The organism is Amycolatopsis sp. CA-161197, assembly GCF_050942255.1.
Classification (GTDB): domain Bacteria; phylum Actinomycetota; class Actinomycetes; order Mycobacteriales; family Pseudonocardiaceae; genus Amycolatopsis.
This window is the reverse complement of the sequence record NZ_CP192059.1, coordinates 3,888,424-3,904,673: the sequence shown is the minus strand read 5'-3', so window position 1 is coordinate 3,904,673 and position 16,250 is coordinate 3,888,424. Positions and strand designations below refer to the sequence as shown.

The window sequence follows — 16,250 nt, the reverse complement described above, 5'->3', positions numbered from 1 at the left end:
AGAGCAGCGGGCCCGAGCGCACGCGTCAGGCCGCGTTCAGGCGCTGGTGCAGCTCGTACGAAGCCCGCTCGACGTGGTTGTGCACCAGCTTGCCGTCCTCGATCTCCCACACGGCGGTGCCGCTGAACGAGATCGGGCGACCGTCCGGTTCGGACCCGAGCACGCCGTTGTTGCGCCCGTGCACGTTCCACCGCGAGGCGACGCGGCTGCCGTCGTGGTTCTGGAACGTTTCGACGATCTCCAGCTCCAGGTCGTGCACCTGCTCGAGGAACGCGCCGATCCACGCCTTGAAGTTCTCGCGGCCCTCGATGCGCACGCCCGCGTTCGTGATCACGAAGTCCTCGACCACGAAATCGTCGGCCGCGTCCGGGTTGTGCGCGTTCCAGACCTCGTTCCAGAACGATTCGACCAGCTCCGCCGAGTTCGGCACGGTGACCTCCAGAGTCATGTTTGACATTGCTGTCAAAGATAGCTCCGGGACGGCCTCACCGAGCCCCTTTGCGAGCAGGACCACACCGAGAGCTAGCCGGCGAACGCGTCGGCGAACCGGTAGCCGTCGAGCAGTTCCCGCGCGGCGACCAGGTACTGGATCGTCGGCGTGCCTTCCTCCAGCCAGTTGAGGCGGGCGTCGCGGTACAACCGCTCGATCGGGTACTTGCGCGTGTAGCCGATGCCGCCGTGCACCAGCAGCGCCCGGTCGGTGACGCGCCCGACGGCCTCCAGCCCGAACTGCTTCAGCAGCGAAGACTCGGCCGGGATCCGCCGGCCGGCGTCCCACTTCGCCGCGGCATCGGCCAGCATGCCGCGCAGCGCGTACACATCCGCCGCCATCTCGGCGAGGTAGCGCTGGATCGCCTGCCGTGACGCGATCGGCTTGCCGAACGTCACCCGTTCCTGCGAGTACTTCACCGAAAGCTCGAGCGCCCGCGTCGCCGTGCCGAGCGAAGACGCCGCGATGAACACCCGGCTCACCTCCAGTGCCCGCTCCAGGTGCGCACCACCCTCGCCTTCGGCGCCCACGAGCGCCGACGCGGGCACCCGTACGTCGGTGAACGTGAGCTCACCGTGCTCGGCGCCCTTGCAGCCCATGGTCTCCGGCAGCGGCGCGATGGTGAACCCGGGCGCGTCCCGCGGCACGACGAGCGCGGAAACGTCCACCTCGGACGTCTTCGCGAACACCAGGAAGTGCGACGCGATGTCCGAGTTGGTGATGAGCCACTTGCGCCCGTTCAGCACGTACTCGTCACCTTCGCGACGCGCCACAGTGGACAGATCGGCGCCGGTCCCGTTGCCGGGTTCGGTGAGCGCGAAGGCGAGCGACTTCTCCCCCGTTGCCGCACCCGGCAGGATCTCGTTCTTCTGCGCGGCGTTCCCGATCTCCGACAGCGCGTGGGCGAACGAGTTGTGGACGTGCACCATCGCCCGGATCCCGCCCTGGATCTTGGCGAACTCGGCGAGGATCGGCAGGTACTGCGCGATCGACAGGCCGGAACCGCCGTACTCGCGCGGCACGATCAGGCCGAAGGCGCCGCACGCGCGCAGCGCCGGCAGCACCACGTCGTAGGGGATCTTCTCGGTGTCCTCGATCCGGTGCTCCAGAGGGTCGAGCTCGTCCCAGATCGTGGCGAAGACGGCGTCGCGCAGCTTGCGGTAGTCGTCCTCGGGCAGGCCAGTGTTCATCGGGTCCTCCTCGGTTTTACAGGCTTGGATTTCGCGGGCTTGGGTTCACGGTCACGGATTCACAAGGTCCAGCCGCCGTCGGCGGCGAGTACCGCGCCCGTGCAGAAGGTGGCGTCCTCGGCGAGGAACACCGCGGCGCGGGCGATCTCCTCCACGGTGCCGAAGCGGCCGAGCACGGTGGCGTCGGCGATCTTCTGCCGCGCCCCGCCGGGGATCGCGGCGGTCATGTCGGTCTCGACGAACCCGGGCGCCAGCACGTTCACGCGCACGCCTTGGGGCGCAAGCTCTTTCGCGAGCGACCGGGCGAAGCCCACCGCGGCGGCCTTCACGCTCGCGTACGCGGTGTCGCCGGCGAAGCCGACCGTTCCGACGGCGGACCCGACGAGCACCACGCTGGCGTTCGAACCGCCGGCCAGCCAAGGGATCGCGGCACGCACCAGTGCGGCCGTGCTGCGCAGGTTCTCCTCGATCACGCGCCACCAGTCGCCGGGGTCGGCGCGGGCGAGCTTGCCACCCTGCCACACCGCGGCGTTGAGCACGAGCGAGTCGAGCCGGCCCCACTGCCCGCAGACCTGCCCGACGACCGATTCGGCCGTGTCGGGCGCGGCGAGGTCGAACGCCACCGGCAGCACCCGGCCGGGCGCGTCCGCGGCCAGCTTCGCGACACGGTCCCCACCGGAGCGGTACGTGCCCGCGACCCGCAGCCCCCGGTCGAGCAACTGCCGCGCGATGCCCTCGCCGATCCCCCGCGAGGCACCGGTTACCAGCGCGACCCTGACGTCTTCTGCATTCATGAAATGATTGTACCGATCGGTCTGTACGAATAACTGTGACGAAGGTCAGAGCCGCTCGACGATCGTGGCGTTGGCCATGCCGCCCCACTCGCACATCGTCTGCAGCCCGTAGCGGGCGCCGCGGTGTTCGAGCGCGCCGACGAGGGTGGTCAGGATCCGGGCGCCGCTCGCGCCGAGCGGGTGGCCGAGCGCGATCGCTCCCCCGTGCACGTTGAGCCGCTCGGGCTCGGCTTCGGTCTCGCGCAACCAGGCCAGCGGCACCGGCGCGAACGCCTCGTTGACCTCGAACAGGTCGATGTCGCGGACGGTCAGCCCCGCCCGCGCGAGCACGGCGTGCGTGGCGGGCACGACACCCATGAGCATGAGGATCGGATCGTCGCCGACCACGGCCGCCGTGTGAATCCGGGCGCGTGGGGTGCACCCCAGCGCCTCGGCCTTGGCCGCGCTCATCAGCAGCACGCCGGCCGCGCCGTCGGACAGCGGCGACGAGTTGCCCGGTGTGATCTTCCAGTCGATCCCGGGAAACCGGCTCTCGGCGGCTTCGTCCACGAAGGACGGCCGCAGACCGGCCAGACCGGCCACTGTGGTCGACGGGCGGACGGTCTCGTCGGCCGTGAGCTCCGGCGCCTCGGCGACCGCGACCAGGTCCGGTGCGAACACCGCCTGCGATTCGGCGGCGCGGCGGTGGGATTCCGCGGAGAACGCGTCCAGCTCGTCACGGCTGAGCCCCCACCGCGCGCAGATCAGCTCTGCGGAGATCCCCTGCCCGACGAGCCCGCCGGGGAACCGCTCGGCCACGCGCGAGCCGAGGTGGTCGGTGCCCTGGGTGTCGGAGTGCATCGGCACGCGCGACATCGACTCCACGCCGCACGCGATCACGACGTCGGCCGCGCCGGCCTGGATCGCGTGCGCGGCGAAGTGCACGGCCTGCTGGCTCGAGCCGCACTGACGGTCGACCGTGGTCGCGGGCACCGACTGCGGGAACCCGGCGGCGAGCACGGCACTGCGCGCCGGGTTCACGGCCTGCTCCCCGGCCTTGGTCACGCAGCCGCCGATCACGTCGTCGACGAGCGCGGGGTCCAGGTCGTTGCGCGCGACGAGGCCGGCGAGGACGTCGGCCAGCAGGTTCACGGGGTGGACGTGCGAGAGCGCGCCACCCGGCTTCCCCTTGCCGACGGGGGTGCGCAGCACGTCGACGACCACCGCGTCGCGTGGTGAAGTCATGGGTCCTCCCGGAGTCCGGCGTTGGAATCACCGGGGACCATACCTGTATGGACCGGTCGGTACAAGGATTCAGGCACGCGACGGCCCGCAACGGGAATCGAATCGGGAAAACGGGAACCGAGGCGAATGTGCGCGGGTCAGGCGCGGATGCCCTCGATCAACGCGTCGAGGAACATGTCGGCGACCTCGTCCGGCGTCAGCTCACCGTCGGGCTCGTACCAGAGGTAGGTGTAGTTGAGCATGCCGAGGATGCCCTTCACGAGCAGGCGCGGGGTCTGGCGCAGCACCTTGGCGCGCACGCCGTTGTCCAGCGCCTGGCGCCAGTAGCCTTCGTAGCGTTCGCGCGCGGTGATCACGTGGTCGCGCCACTCGCCGGTCAGCGCCGTGTACTCGCGGAAGAACACGGCCCACTCCGAGCGGTGCTCGGCGATGTTGCGCAGCAGCCCGCGGGCCATGCGCCGCAGCAGCTCCTCGGCGCCGAGGTCCTCGTCGAGCAATTGCTCGGCGTAGGCGTTCATGGAGTCGACCTGCTCTTTGCTGATCGAGTAGAGCACGGCTTCTTTGCTGCCGATGTAGTGGTACAGCGCGCCCCGCCCGAGGCCGGCAGCGGTACCCAGCTCGGCGATGCCGGTGCCGTGGTAACCGTTTCGCGCGAACAGCTCGGCCGCGATGCCGATCACGCGAGCCCGGTTCGCCTCGAATCCCGTCACCGTCATCTCGCCGACGCCCGCCTTCACCCCGTGTGGACCGAACGTTCCAAGGATATCCGCCGGCGACCTCGCCCTGGCGCAAGGACGAGGTCCCGGCACGTCGGCCGGCCGCGCGGCCGGCGTCTCACTTCTTCTGCCGGCGGCTCCCGCCGTGCCAGTCCTCCTGCTTGCCGGTTTCACCGGCGCTGACGCCGAACGCCGGCAGCTGCGGCCGCTCGCGCAGGCTGCGCTTGAGCTCGGCGAAACCCGGGAACCGCGACAGCGCCACGACGTGGTCCCACAGCTCGACCGCCTCGTCGTCGGAGGGCAGCCGGCTGATCACCGGGCCGAACAGCGCGGTGCCGCGCGGCGGCTCGAAGTGCAGGATCGGCGTGCCGACGTCCTTGCCCGTCAGCGTCAGGGCGACGTCGGTCTCCGCCTGGATCACGGCGTCCCAGGTGTCGTCCTCGAGCGCGTCGGCGTAGTCGTGCGGGAGCCCGCACGCGTCGAGCGCCGTGGTCGCGAGGTCGCGCACGCCGCGGTGCACGGCCGCGGCCGTGCCCCCGGGGACGGCGTCCTGCTCGAACGTCTCCTGCCCCAGCTTCTCGTAGAACGCGCCGATCGGCCCGGGCCCGTGCTCGCGGCGGATCCGCGCGGCCACGCGCAGCAGCTTCAGGCCCGAGGTGTGCGATTCCTCGTACTCCGGCGGGAAGTGCGCCTCGTAGTCGATGTGCGAGTTGAGCAGGCGCAACGAGATGAACCGCCACTCGACGTCGTACTGCTTCAGCCGCGCGACGGTGCGTACCCACTTGCTCGTCATCCAGGCGAACGGGCAGACGGGGTCGAAGTAGAAGTGCAGGTCAGGGTCGCTCATGAAGTGAGCGTACCCAACGACCCTTGTTTATACCGATCGGTACAAGCATAATCCCCTACCAGGAGAAGTGCTCAGACCGATCGGTCCAAGGATCGTGCTCGGCAAAGGAGGTTGGGCGACGATGCTCGACAGGTCAGCCACGCGGACGCCCGGCGAAGACGGGTTGGTGCACCGGCCGGTTTGCGCGCGGGTCACGATCGCGGAGCTCTACGAACGGGCCTACCGCCAGTTCGGCTCGCGCGTCGCCGTGCGCGACGGCGGCACCGCGCTCACCTACCGCGAGCTCGGCGACCGGGTGCACCGCATCGTGGGCGGGCTCGCCGCGCTCGGTCTGCGCCGAGGTGACCGCGGCGTGCTGTTGGTGGGAAACGGACTCGAGTTCTTCGAATCCGAACACGCCCTGTTCGCCGGCGGACTCGTGCGCACCGCGCTCAGCACGCGTCTGCACGTGCGTGAAGTCGTCCACATCCTCAACGACTGCGCGGCGTCCGTGGTGTTCGCCGATGCCGCGTGGGCCGGGCAGCTGGCCGGGATCCGCGCCGAGCTCCCCCACCTCCGGGTCGTCGTCACGGTCGCCGGCGGCCTGGGCGACACGACGCTGGACGAACTGCGCGCGGCCGAACCCGCGCGACCGGTGAAGCCCGACGCCGGCGATCCCGCGGCGATCCTCTACACGAGCGGCACGACCGGCCTGCCCAAGGGCGCCACGCTCAGCCACGCCGCCTGGGCGGCCATGGTGCGCAACGAACTCCTCGAACTGCCCCCGGCGGCCGACGACGACCTCGTGCTGCACGTCGCGCCGCTGAGCCACCTGAGCGGCTACGTGGCGCCCGCGTACTTCGTGCGCGGCGCCACGCACCTCACGTGCGCCAAGTTCGATCCCGCGGTGGTGTTGGACCTGATCGAATCCCACCACGTGACCGTGCTCCCGATGGTGCCGACGATGCTGAACCTGCTCGTCCTCGCCGCCGAGCAGCGGCCCGGCGACTACACCTCGCTGCACTCCGTGGTGTACGCGGGTTCGCCGATCGCCCCGGACCGGCTCGCCCGCGCCCGCGCGGTGTTCGGTGACGTGTTCGTGCAGTTCTACGGCCTGAGTGAGCTGCCGATCCCGATCGCGTGCCTCTCCGCCCGTGACCACGCGTTCGACCCGGCCGGCGGGATCCCGGCGCGGCTGGCGTCGGCGGGCCGGGTCAGCCCGTTCGTGGAGGTCAAGCTCGTCGACGACACCGGCGCCGAGGTGGGCCACGGCGAGATCGGCGAGATCACCGTGCGCGGCGACCAGGCGATGATGGGCTACTGGCACCGGCCCGACGCGACGGCCGCGATGCTCGGCCCGGACGGCTGGGCCGGCACCGGCGACCTCGGCCGCTTCGACGACGAGGGCTACCTGTACCTGGTGGACCGCAAGAAGGACATGGTGGTCACCGGCGGGTTCAACGTCTACCCGACGGAGATCGAGAACGTCGTGTCGACCGTGGCGGGCGTCTCGGAGGTCGCCGTGGTCGGCGTGCCGGACGAGACGTGGGGCGAGGCGTTGAAAGCGATCGTGGTGGCTCGCGCCGGGTTCACGGTGACGGCCGACGACGTGATCGCCGCGTGCGCGCAACACCTGGCCGGCTACAAGAAACCGCGTTCGGTCGAGTTCGTCGACGAGCTGCCCAAGACCGGTTCGGGCAAGATCATGCGGCGCCGGCTTCGAGACCGCTACTGGGCGGACAGCGACCGCAAGGTCGGCGGCTGACCACAGTGGACGGAGTGCCGCGGCACACGCCGTCCACAAGGGATCGTCCACAGCGGAAGGCCGGTACCCGCGTCGGGGTACCGGCCTTCCGCGGACGGTGGGCTCAGGCGTTCTGCCAGGCCTTGCGCAGCCCTTCCCGGTCGACGCGAACGCCTTCGAGGTACACGTCGGCGATCCGCCGGGTCGCCGTGATGTCCCGCAGCGGATCCTCGTCCAGGACGACGAAGTCCGCCCGCTTGCCCACCGCGAGCGAACCGCGGTCGGCCAGCCCCAGCAGCTCGGCCGACACCTCCGTGGCCAGCCGCAGCGCCGCCAGCGGCGGCAACCCGGCCGCCACCAGGGCCTCCAGCTCCCGGTGCTCGGCGAAGCCGATGATCTGCGCGAGCAGGCCCGTGTCGGCGGAGAACACCAGCCGCACGCCCGCGTCGGCCAGGGCGACGAGCGTCTTCTCCATGCCGCGGTAGGCCGCTGCGGTGTCGAACAGCGGTTCCGGCGCCTTCTCGCGGATCGTCGCGCGCAGGGCCTCCACCGCGTCGCGCGGGAGGATGTCCGCGAACGCGGGCTCGTCCAGCCAGTCCTCACCCGGCGGGCGCTGGATGGCCATCGAGGTGAACACCGCGACGTTGTGGTCCTTCAGCAGCGCGATGAGCTCGTCGTCGGTCCCCGTGCGCGGCAGGTGCGCGATGATGTCCGCGCCCGCGCGGATGACGGCCTTCGCCTCGTCGAGCGTGTAGATGTGCGCGGCGACCGTGATGCCGTGGGCGTGCGCCTCGTCGATCACGGCCTCGTAGATCTCCGGCCCGAGCTTCTCCTTGGTGCCGTGGCGGCTGTCGAGCCAGAACTTCACGGCGTCGACCCGCTTCGCGGCGAGCCCGCGCACGAACGCGCGCACCTCGTCGGGGCCGGTCGCCTCGTGCACGGCGTCGGCGGCGAAGAACGGCCCGCCGTTGGTGTCGCCCGGCGTCGGCGCGACGATCCCGGCGCCCGCGGTGAACAGCTGCGCGACGTCGCGCTCGCCGAGCGTGCCCGCGCGCTGCTCGTCGCGGACGGCGAGTTCGGTGTCGTCGCGGTCGGTGCCGAGCGACTGGAACGTGCTGACGCCGTAGTACGCGAGCCGGTGCAGGTGGTCGACGACGTTGGCACGCGAGTAGAAGCCCGCGTCCGACGTGGTGCCGCGCATGTACCCGATGTGGCCGTGCGGGTTCACGATCGCCGGGATCACCGTCTTCCCCCGCAAGGAAACCACGGTGCCCTCAGCGGTGAGGTCGGTGCCGACCTGCCGGATCACCCCGTCGCGGACGACCAGCACCGCGTCGTCGAGCACCTGCTCGCCGGTGATCAGGCGCGCTCCCGTGTAGACAGTCGCGTCGCTCACGCCCGCGCCTCCTCTCCGCTCGCGTACCGTGCACTGCGCTGTTCGTACTCGTCGTAGCCCATGGCGGCTTCGAACGCGTGCTGCTCGGTGACGAGGTGCTTCACCGCGGCCACGTCCTCACCTTCCCGCAGCGCGTCGAGCACCGCCGTGACGTTCTTCGACGCGGCCCCGATCACCGTGTACCACAGCAGAACCACGTCGGCGCCGGCCTCGCCGTACTGCGCGATCGTGCTGGACGGCTCGTCCGAACCCGGCACGTCGAGCAGATCTCCGGGCACCATGACCGGCACCGGGATCCGGTCCCGCACGCGCTCGAGGTCGGTCGCCGGGATCGCCGGCGCGAACACCAGGTCCGCGCCGGCCGCGGCGTAGGCCTCGAGCCGGCGGACGCAGCCTTCGAGGTCGTGCTCGACCCACGCCGCGTCGGAGCGCGCGATCACGAGGAAGTCGGGGTCGGTGCGGGCGTCGACCGCCGCGCGCACCTTGTTCGCCATCTGCTCCACCGAAAGCAGCCCGGCGGGCATCGACGTGTGCTTGCCGCCCAGGTTGTCCTCGATGTGCACGCCGGCCACACCGGCGTCTTCGAAGACTTTCACGGCGCGCCAGACGTTCGGGGCGTCGTAGAAGCCGTTCTCCGCGTCGGCGAGCACGGGGATGCCGACGGCGTCGACGACGCGGCGCGCCTGCTCGGCGATCTCGTTCAGCGTCAGGAGCCCGACGTCCGGCAGCCCGAACGCCGAGGCGGCGGCGGCGAAACTGCCCAGGTAGGTCGCGGGGTACCCGGCCTTTTCGACGAGGCGGGCACTGAACGCGTCGTACGCTCCGGGCAGCACCAGCGGCCCGGTTCCGGTGAGGAGGGCTTTGAACGCCTTCCTGCGCTCGTGCGGTGTGTTCGGCATCGAACTTCCTTCTCCTCAGACGAGGAAATCGCGGTAGCGGCGCAACCGCTTGCGGGCGGTTTTCATGTTGTGGCGCTTGAGCTCTTCGGCCCCGCCGGCGTCACCGCGCACGAGGGCTTCGATGATGGCGCGGTGCTCGGCGAGGCTCTCCTCCATCCGGCCCGGGGTCATCAGGATCCGGCGGCGCAGCAGGTGCGCCTGGTCCTGGATGCCGGCGAGGGTTTCGGCGAGGAAATCCTGGCCCGCCAAGCGGATCACGGTGTCGCGGTAGGAGTCGATGGCCGCGAGGAACGTCTCGAGGTCGCCAGTGGCGGCGGCGTCGTCGAGCCGGCTCGGTGCGAAGAGCTCCTGAAGCGCCGTCCAGTCCTGCGGTTCGGCGTGCTGCGCCGCGAGCCGGGCGGCGAGACCTTCCAGCACCTCGAGGACGTCGTAGATCTCCTCCAGGCGATCGAAGTCGACCTTCGCCACGACGGTGCCGACGTTGGGGATCCGCTCCACCAGCTTGCGCGACTCGAGCGCCAGCAGGGCCGACCGGACGGCGTTGCGGGTGGTGCCGAGCTCGGCGGCGAGCTTCACCTCCGGCAGCCGGCTGCCCGGCGTGAAATCCCCGCGCAACAGCCGCTCCCGCAGGTGGAGCTCGACCTCTTCGCTCTTCATGGCCGTCCCTTCGTGCTGCCCTCCACTGTAGGAACGTGTCGCCTGGATTGTCAACAATGTAAGTGACATTATTGTCGCGTGGCTCTGGTCACGCTCGTTAGGGTGGAGTCGTGACGATCTTGGTGCGCAAGTCCGGACCCGCCGACCGCCCGGCGATCCTCGCGCTGCTCGACGGCGCCCGCGGCCTCGACCTGAGCCCTGAGGAACGCGCCGCGCAGGGCTTCGTGCAGGGCAGCTTCGACGCCGGCAAACTCGTCCTGTTCGAGACCACCACCGGCGTCTTCCTCGCGGAGGACGACGGCGAACCGGCCGGCGTCGCGCTGACGTCACCGGCGGAGTCCGCCGGCGGCGGCCCGCCCGGCCGCACGGTCGAGGTCGCGCGCGCCGCAGGCCTGACCGAGGGCGTGTTCCTCTACGGCCCCGTCACGGTCGCGCCGGCCCACCGCGGCCAGGGCGTCGTGCGGCTGCTGCTCGCCGCCGTGGCCGAGCACCTCGCCGGCTACCGCGCGGGCGTGCTGTTCGTGGAGCGCGCCAACGAGAAGTCGCTGGCCGTGCACACGCACCTCGGCATGAAGCACGTCGGCGACTTCACGCACGCGGACCGGGAGTACGCCGTCTTCTCGTTCACTCCGGCGCAGTTTCGCGCCTGACCCGCAGCCACTGCTCGAACCCGGCGGCGACGATGCGCTCGTCGTGCACCCCGGCCGCCTCGGGCGAGGCCAGCCACACGATGGGCGGCCCCATCACCTCCGGCTCGAGGAACCGGTGACCGGCGGGCGCGTCCGGCAGCATGCCCGTGACGGTCGCGCCGCCGGGCAGCAGCAGGTTCACCGTGACGCCGGTGCCGCGCAGGTCCGCCGCCATCACGCGGGACAGCGATTCGCTGCCCGCGCGCGACGGCCCGTAGGGCACGAACCCGGCCCGGCTCATGGTCGCCTCGCTCACCGCGATGTTCACGATCCGCCCGCCACCCGCGGCCGGCATCCGCGGCGTCACCTCGCGGGCCACCAGGAAGTAGCCCGTCAGGTTCGTCTCCACCACCTCGCGGAAACCCTCGACCGGGACTTCCCAGAACCCGCGCGGCTCGGTCATGAACCGCGGGTTGACCGTGCGCATGCCGAGCCCGGCGTTGTTGACCAGCAGGTCGATCCCGCCGAGCCGCTCCCACACCTCCGCGACGGCTCGCGCCACCGACGCGTCGTCACGCACGTCCAGCTCGACCCCGAACGCCCCCGGCAGCCCGGCGGCGACCTCGCGCGCCCGCTCCCCCGAGCGTCCGCTCACCGCGACACCCGCCCCGGCTCCGGCGAGCGCGGTCGCCATCGCCAGCCCGAGGCCGCTGGTCGCACCTGTCACGAGCACCCTCGACTCCATCGCACCGACGCTAGGAGCTGGTGCGCGCTCCAGGTCAAGCGGGCCGGGGTATGGGAAGTCTTCAACGCGACGATTAGTCCGCAAAGGACAGACCTCAGCAGGCGCAGCGAATCGTGAACTCTTTCTCCTGCCCCGCCAGCGACATGACGTGTGCGTTGAGGTTCGCCCGCACACTCCCCCGGATCTCGTTGTCGACGCGGTACAGGTCGGTCACCAGCGTTTCCCAGTCCCGGTTGCCGTCGGCCGCCCAGCGGAACGGCAGCCGGCGCAGCGACCACGGCCCGGCCGGGTCCACGGCCGCACCCGTCTCCAGCGCGGCGCGGACGATGGCGCGTTGCTGCTCGACCTCGCGGGGCCGGCCACCGGGACAACCGAGCGGGAAATCGAGGAACGTCGCGCGCGGGGCTTTGACCGCCGAGGCCGCGCGGTGCAGCGTCGTGAGGCTGGTGGTCGGCAAGCCCCGACGTTCGATCGCGCGCGCCAGGACCCCGCCGGCGACGTGGCACTGCGGACAGAATGGCACGACCAGCACGAGGTCCACCCCCATCGCGGTGAACTCGTCCACGATCCTCGGCGCGGTCTCGGTGGCGAGCTCGTCGTACTGCGAGATCGAGCCGACCATCGACACGGCGCGGTCGGCGTAGCGGCCGATCACGCCCGCGCGCTCGAGGTCGAGCATCGTGTCGCGGGGGTAGGCGACGTTCGCGTCGGCCAGCGCGAACGCCCGGATCGGCGTCATGTGCGCGAACAGCACCTCGGACAGGTCACGCTCACGCGGCAGCAGGCGGTAGGACAGGTCGCTGCGCTGCTCCAGCCGCTTCTGGTCCGGGTAGTAGGCGCCGCACGTGACGAGCAGCCCGACGGTCGCGTCGCCCAGTGGCTTGCGCAGCGGGGTGAGCTCGGGCGCGTCGAACTTCGGCACGCTCAGCGGCGGGATGCCGAGCACGGGGCCCGCCACGTTCGCGTCGAAGTCGTAGGTCCGGGAGTCAGCCTGGACGGTCATGGGTGATCCGTTCCTTCCTCGTGGTCGGTCAAGATCCAGGCTACGTCAGATACTCGAATATCTGTCCAATACTCGAATGATGACCCGAACGGACGAGCGCGGCGAAGCCGGCTCCAGGCTCGAACATTCGTAGAATGGACGGGTGCCCGACAAGGAGACCCGCAACGAGCGCGTGTACCTGAGCCTGCGCGAGGAGATCCTCTCCGGCGCGCGCGAACCGGGCTCGCCACTGCGCACGGCGGAGCTGTGCAAACGCTTCGAGTGCAGCGTCGGCGTCGCGCGCGAGAGCCTGCTGCGCCTGGCCGAGCGCGACCTGGTGCAGGAGCGGCCGATGCAGGGCTTCCGCGTCGCGGCGCTGTCGGAGGCGGACCTGCGCGACCTCACCGAGGCCCGGCTGGAGATCGAGACCCTCGCGTTGAAACATTCGGTGCGCGAGGGCGACGCGGCGTGGGAGGCGCGCGTGGTCGGCGCCCACCACCTGCTGCTCGTCACGCCGCGCACGGACGACCCGCGGTCCTCGGTCGCGGCCGGCAAGGCCCACGGCGCGTTCCACACCGCGCTGCTCGAAGGCTGCCGCAACCAGCGCATCCTCGCGATGGCGTACCGGCTGCGCGACAAGGGTGAGCTCTACCGCCGCTGGTCCGTCGCGGAGCCGGACGGCGAACGTAACGTCGACGCCGAGCACCGCGGCCTGCTCGACGCCGTGCTCGCCCGCGATGCCGACCTGGCGGCCGGCCGCCTCGCCGCCCACCTCGAAGCGACCCACGAAACGCTCGTGAGGGGCCTCTGACGCGCGTCCACTGTGGCCGGTCCACGCACCGTCCACAGCCGACGACGCACCGTCGCGGGGCGAACCGAGCAGGAATCGAGAAGCGCTCACGCGGCCGCCCCGGTTAGCGTCGAAGACACGCAGTCGAACCGACAAACACCGGGAGCCACCATGTCCACCACGCAAGGCATCAAGACCGTGCTGCACTCCGTCTCCGACCTGAGCAAGGCCAAGGAGGTCTACACCGCGCTGCTCGGGATCACGCCGCAGGCCGACAGCGAGTACTACGTCGGGTTCGACACCGCCGGCCAGCACATCGGCCTCGTGCCGAACGGCGGCCCGCAGGCCGCGCCCTCGCCCGTGGCCTACTGGCACGTCGACGACATCGAGGCGAAGCTGGCCGAGGTGACCGCGGCGGGCGCCGTGGTGCGGGAGGAGCCGAAGAACGTCGGCGGCGGGCGGCTCGTCGCCACCGTCACCGACCCGGACGGCAACGTGCTGGGCCTGCTCCAGGACCGCTGAACCGCCGCCCGCTCCGGGCGAGCGGGCGGCCGATCGGCCACGAGCATCCCGCCCGAGCTGGTTGAATCGACGCCAGCCGCTCCACCGACCCCGTCGACGCCGCACGCGCGGCCCGCGTCCCAGCAGAGGGAGACCCGATGACCACGGCGAAGGCCAAGCCCTCGTCCGCGCCGCAGGGCGCCGACAGCCACGACGTGATCCGCGTGCACGGCGCGCGCGTGAACAATCTGAAGGACGTCAGCGTCGAGCTGCCGAAACGCCGCCTGACCGTGTTCACCGGTGTGTCCGGCTCGGGCAAGAGCTCGCTGGTCTTCGGCACGATCGCGGCGGAGTCGCAGCGGCTGATCAACGAGACCTACAGCGCGTTCGTTCAGGGCTTCATGCCCACGCTCGCCCGGCCGGACGTCGACGTGCTCGAAGGCCTCACGACGGCGATCATCGTGGACCAGGAGCGCATGGGCGCCGACCCGCGGTCCACTGTGGGCACCGCGACCGACGCCAACGCGATGCTGCGGATCCTCTTCAGCCGGCTCGGCAAGCCGTACATCGGTTCGCCGCAGGCGTTTTCCTTCAACGTCGCGTCGATCAGCGGCGGTGGCGCGGTGACGTTCGAACGCGCCGGGCGGACGGTGAAGGAGCGCCGCACCTTCAGCATCACCGGCGGCATGTGCCCGCGGTGCGAGGGCCGCGGCAAGGTCAACGACATCGACCTCACCGCGCTCTACGACGAGAACAAGTCGCTCAACGAAGGCGCCATCACCATCCCCGGCTACAGCATGGAGGGCTGGTACGGCCGGATCTTCCGCGGCAGCGGCTTCTTCGACGCGGACAAGCCGATCAGGAAGTTCACGAAAAAAGAGCTGAACGACCTGGTGTACAAGGAACCGACGAAGATCAAGGTCGAGGGCATCAACCTCACCTACTCGGGACTCGTGCCCGCGATCCAGAAGTCGTTCCTGTCCAAGGACGTCGACGCGATGCAGCCGCACATCCGCGCGTTCGTGGAGCGGGCGGTCACGTTCACCGTCTGCCCGGAGTGCGAGGGCACGCGCCTGTCGGCGGAGGCGCGTTCGTCGAAGATCGGCAAGCTGTCCATCGCCGATGCGTGCGCGATGCAGATCAACGACCTGGCCGAGTGGGTGAGCGGGCTGAAGGAACCGTCGGTCGCTCCCCTGCTGGCGTCGCTGCGGCACACGCTCGACTCGTTCGTCGAGATCGGGCTCGGTTACCTCTCGCTCGACCGGCCGTCGGGCACGCTCTCGGGCGGCGAGGCGCAGCGCACCAAGATGATCCGTCACCTCGGCTCGTCGCTGACCGACGTGACCTACGTGTTCGACGAGCCGAGCATCGGCCTGCACCCGCACGACATCCAGCGCATGAACGGCCTGCTGCAGCAGCTGCGCGACAAGGGCAACACGGTGCTCGTGGTGGAGCACAAGCCGGAGACGATCGCGATCGGCGACCACGTCGTCGACCTCGGCCCCGACGCGGGCAGCGGCGGCGGCGAGGTCGTGTACGAGGGCAGTGTCGAGGGCCTGCGCAAGTCCGGCACCCGCACCGGCCGCCACCTGGACGACCGCGCGAAGCTGAAGCCGTCGGTGCGCACGCCGTCGGGCGCCCTCGAGGTGCGCGGCGCGAGCACGCACAACCTGCAGGACGTGGACGTCGACATCCCGCTCGGCGTGCTCGTGGTCGTCACCGGCGTGGCCGGTTCGGGCAAGAGCTCCCTCATCCACGGCTCGGTGTCCGGCGGCGCCGACGTGGTGACCGTGGACCAGGGTGCGATCCGCGGGTCGCGGCGCAGCAACCCGGCCACCTACACCGGCCTGCTGGAGCCGATCCGCAAGGCCTTCGCGAAGGCCAACGGCGTGAAGCCGGCCCTGTTCAGCGCCAACTCCGAGGGCGCGTGCCCGAACTGCAACGGCGCGGGTGTCGTCTACACCGACCTCGCGATGATGGCCGGCGTCGCCACGCCGTGCGAGGTGTGCGAGGGCAAGCGGTTCCAGGCTTCGGTGCTCGAATACCGGTTCGGCGGCCGCGACATCAGCGAGGTCCTCACGATGCCGGTGGCCGAGGCCGTGGACTTCTTCGCCGACGGCGAGGCCAAGATCCCGGCGGCGCACAAGATCCTGCAGCGCCTGGCCGACGTCGGCCTCGGCTACCTCACACTGGGCCAGCCCCTCACCACCCTCTCGGGCGGCGAGCGCCAGCGCATCAAGCTCGCCACGAACATGGGCACCGACGGCGGCGTCTACGTCCTCGACGAGCCGACCGCCGGCCTGCACCTGGCCGACGTCGACCAGCTGCTCGGCCTCCTGGACCGCCTCGTCGACGCCGGCAAGTCGGTCATCGTCATCGAACACCACCAAGCCGTGATGGCCCACGCCGACTGGATCATCGACCTCGGCCCGGGCGCCGGCCACGACGGCGGCCGCGTGGTCTTCGAGGGCACGCCGGCCGACCTCGTCGCGAAGCGCGCCACGCTGACTGGGGAGCATTTGGCGGACTACGTCGGTGCGTGAGCCGAGCGGCTCAGGAACCTTTCGGCAGTGTGGGGGTTCCTGAGCCGGTGCACGGTCGCGTGGCGGTGTGCTCGGCGAACGTGGCCTCGATGGCGGGCAGCGCGGCCGCGGGGGGAGCCACTGC

General features: G+C 70.8%; 16 protein-coding genes. 5 read left to right on the top strand and 11 right to left on the bottom strand.

Annotated elements, in window-relative coordinates; genetic code table 11:
- Positions 1–25: 25 nt before the first annotated feature.
- The 6 genes from ACQPXB_RS18650 to ACQPXB_RS18625 all read right to left on the bottom strand — a co-directional run bounded on the left by ACQPXB_RS18650 (position 26) and on the right by ACQPXB_RS18625 (position 5,261).
- The gene (locus ACQPXB_RS18650; RefSeq protein WP_366578334.1) at positions 26–457 is read right to left on the bottom strand and encodes an ester cyclase; all 432 of its coding nucleotides are present in this window, start codon (positions 455–457) and stop codon (positions 26–28) included.
- Positions 458–522: 65 nt separating this feature from the next.
- Complete coding sequence (locus ACQPXB_RS18645; RefSeq protein WP_432853749.1) at positions 523–1,680, bottom strand: acyl-CoA dehydrogenase family protein; 1,158 nt, start codon at positions 1,678–1,680, stop codon at positions 523–525.
- 59 nt (positions 1,681–1,739) lie between these two features.
- A complete protein-coding gene (locus ACQPXB_RS18640; protein ID WP_432853746.1) occupies positions 1,740–2,474 on the bottom strand; it encodes an SDR family NAD(P)-dependent oxidoreductase in 735 nt (244 codons plus the stop codon).
- Between the two features lie 45 nt (positions 2,475–2,519).
- On the bottom strand, positions 2,520–3,698 hold the full coding sequence (locus ACQPXB_RS18635) for a thiolase family protein (protein ID WP_432853743.1): 1,179 nt from the start codon (positions 3,696–3,698) through the stop codon (positions 2,520–2,522).
- A gap of 137 nt (positions 3,699–3,835) precedes the next feature.
- Complete coding sequence (locus ACQPXB_RS18630; protein WP_366578327.1) at positions 3,836–4,414, bottom strand: TetR/AcrR family transcriptional regulator; 579 nt, start codon at positions 4,412–4,414, stop codon at positions 3,836–3,838.
- Between the two features lie 118 nt (positions 4,415–4,532).
- Positions 4,533–5,261 (bottom strand): mycothiol-dependent nitroreductase Rv2466c family protein, encoded by a 729-nt coding sequence (locus ACQPXB_RS18625; protein WP_386953675.1) that lies wholly within the window; start codon positions 5,259–5,261, stop codon positions 4,533–4,535.
- 121 nt (positions 5,262–5,382) lie between these two features.
- Between ACQPXB_RS18625 and ACQPXB_RS18620 the strand changes: the two genes are divergently transcribed.
- Positions 5,383–7,005, top strand: a complete 1,623-nt coding sequence (locus ACQPXB_RS18620; RefSeq protein ID WP_432853739.1) for a class I adenylate-forming enzyme family protein — start codon at positions 5,383–5,385, stop codon at positions 7,003–7,005.
- A 103-nt stretch (positions 7,006–7,108) separates the two neighbouring features.
- Here ACQPXB_RS18620 and ACQPXB_RS18615 read toward each other — a convergent pair whose 3' ends face one another.
- Genes ACQPXB_RS18615 through ACQPXB_RS18605 form a run of 3 tightly spaced genes read right to left on the bottom strand, consistent with a single transcriptional unit; the run spans position 7,109 to position 9,936 of the window.
- Complete coding sequence (locus ACQPXB_RS18615; RefSeq protein ID WP_432853736.1) at positions 7,109–8,380, bottom strand: amidohydrolase family protein; 1,272 nt, start codon at positions 8,378–8,380, stop codon at positions 7,109–7,111.
- The gene (locus ACQPXB_RS18610; RefSeq protein WP_432853733.1) at positions 8,377–9,279 is read right to left on the bottom strand and encodes an isocitrate lyase/PEP mutase family protein; all 903 of its coding nucleotides are present in this window, start codon (positions 9,277–9,279) and stop codon (positions 8,377–8,379) included. The genes ACQPXB_RS18615 and ACQPXB_RS18610 overlap by 4 nt, the downstream gene beginning before the upstream one ends.
- 15 nt (positions 9,280–9,294) lie before the next feature.
- Positions 9,295–9,936, bottom strand: a complete 642-nt coding sequence (locus ACQPXB_RS18605) for a GntR family transcriptional regulator (RefSeq protein ID WP_432853730.1) — start codon at positions 9,934–9,936, stop codon at positions 9,295–9,297.
- A gap of 110 nt (positions 9,937–10,046) precedes the next feature.
- On the opposite strand from ACQPXB_RS18605, the gene ACQPXB_RS18600 reads away from it, so the two are divergent.
- Entirely contained in the window at positions 10,047–10,586 is a 540-nt protein-coding gene (locus ACQPXB_RS18600) for an N-acetyltransferase family protein (protein WP_432853727.1), read from the top strand.
- Here ACQPXB_RS18600 and ACQPXB_RS18595 read toward each other — a convergent pair.
- Positions 10,561–11,310 carry an SDR family NAD(P)-dependent oxidoreductase gene (locus tag ACQPXB_RS18595; protein ID WP_432853724.1) on the bottom strand — a complete coding sequence of 250 codons (750 nt, stop codon included), beginning with the start codon at positions 11,308–11,310 and terminating at the stop codon, positions 10,561–10,563. The two genes, ACQPXB_RS18600 and ACQPXB_RS18595, sit on opposite strands and share 26 nt — an antisense overlap.
- 94 nt (positions 11,311–11,404) lie before the next feature.
- Positions 11,405–12,313: a hypothetical protein gene (locus tag ACQPXB_RS18590; RefSeq protein WP_432853721.1), complete on the bottom strand. Its 909-nt coding sequence runs from the start codon at positions 12,311–12,313 to the stop codon at positions 11,405–11,407.
- A gap of 142 nt (positions 12,314–12,455) precedes the next feature.
- Between ACQPXB_RS18590 and ACQPXB_RS18585 the strand changes: the two genes are divergently transcribed.
- The 3 genes from ACQPXB_RS18585 to ACQPXB_RS18575 all read left to right on the top strand — a co-directional run bounded on the left by ACQPXB_RS18585 (position 12,456) and on the right by ACQPXB_RS18575 (position 16,126).
- Entirely contained in the window at positions 12,456–13,103 is a 648-nt protein-coding gene (locus ACQPXB_RS18585) for a GntR family transcriptional regulator (protein WP_432853719.1), read from the top strand.
- A gap of 150 nt (positions 13,104–13,253) precedes the next feature.
- Positions 13,254–13,604 (top strand): VOC family protein, encoded by a 351-nt coding sequence (locus ACQPXB_RS18580; RefSeq protein WP_386953653.1) that lies wholly within the window; start codon positions 13,254–13,256, stop codon positions 13,602–13,604.
- 137 nt (positions 13,605–13,741) lie between these two features.
- Positions 13,742–16,126, top strand: a complete 2,385-nt coding sequence (locus ACQPXB_RS18575; protein WP_366578305.1) for an excinuclease ABC subunit UvrA — start codon at positions 13,742–13,744, stop codon at positions 16,124–16,126.
- Positions 16,127–16,250 lie beyond the last annotated feature (124 nt).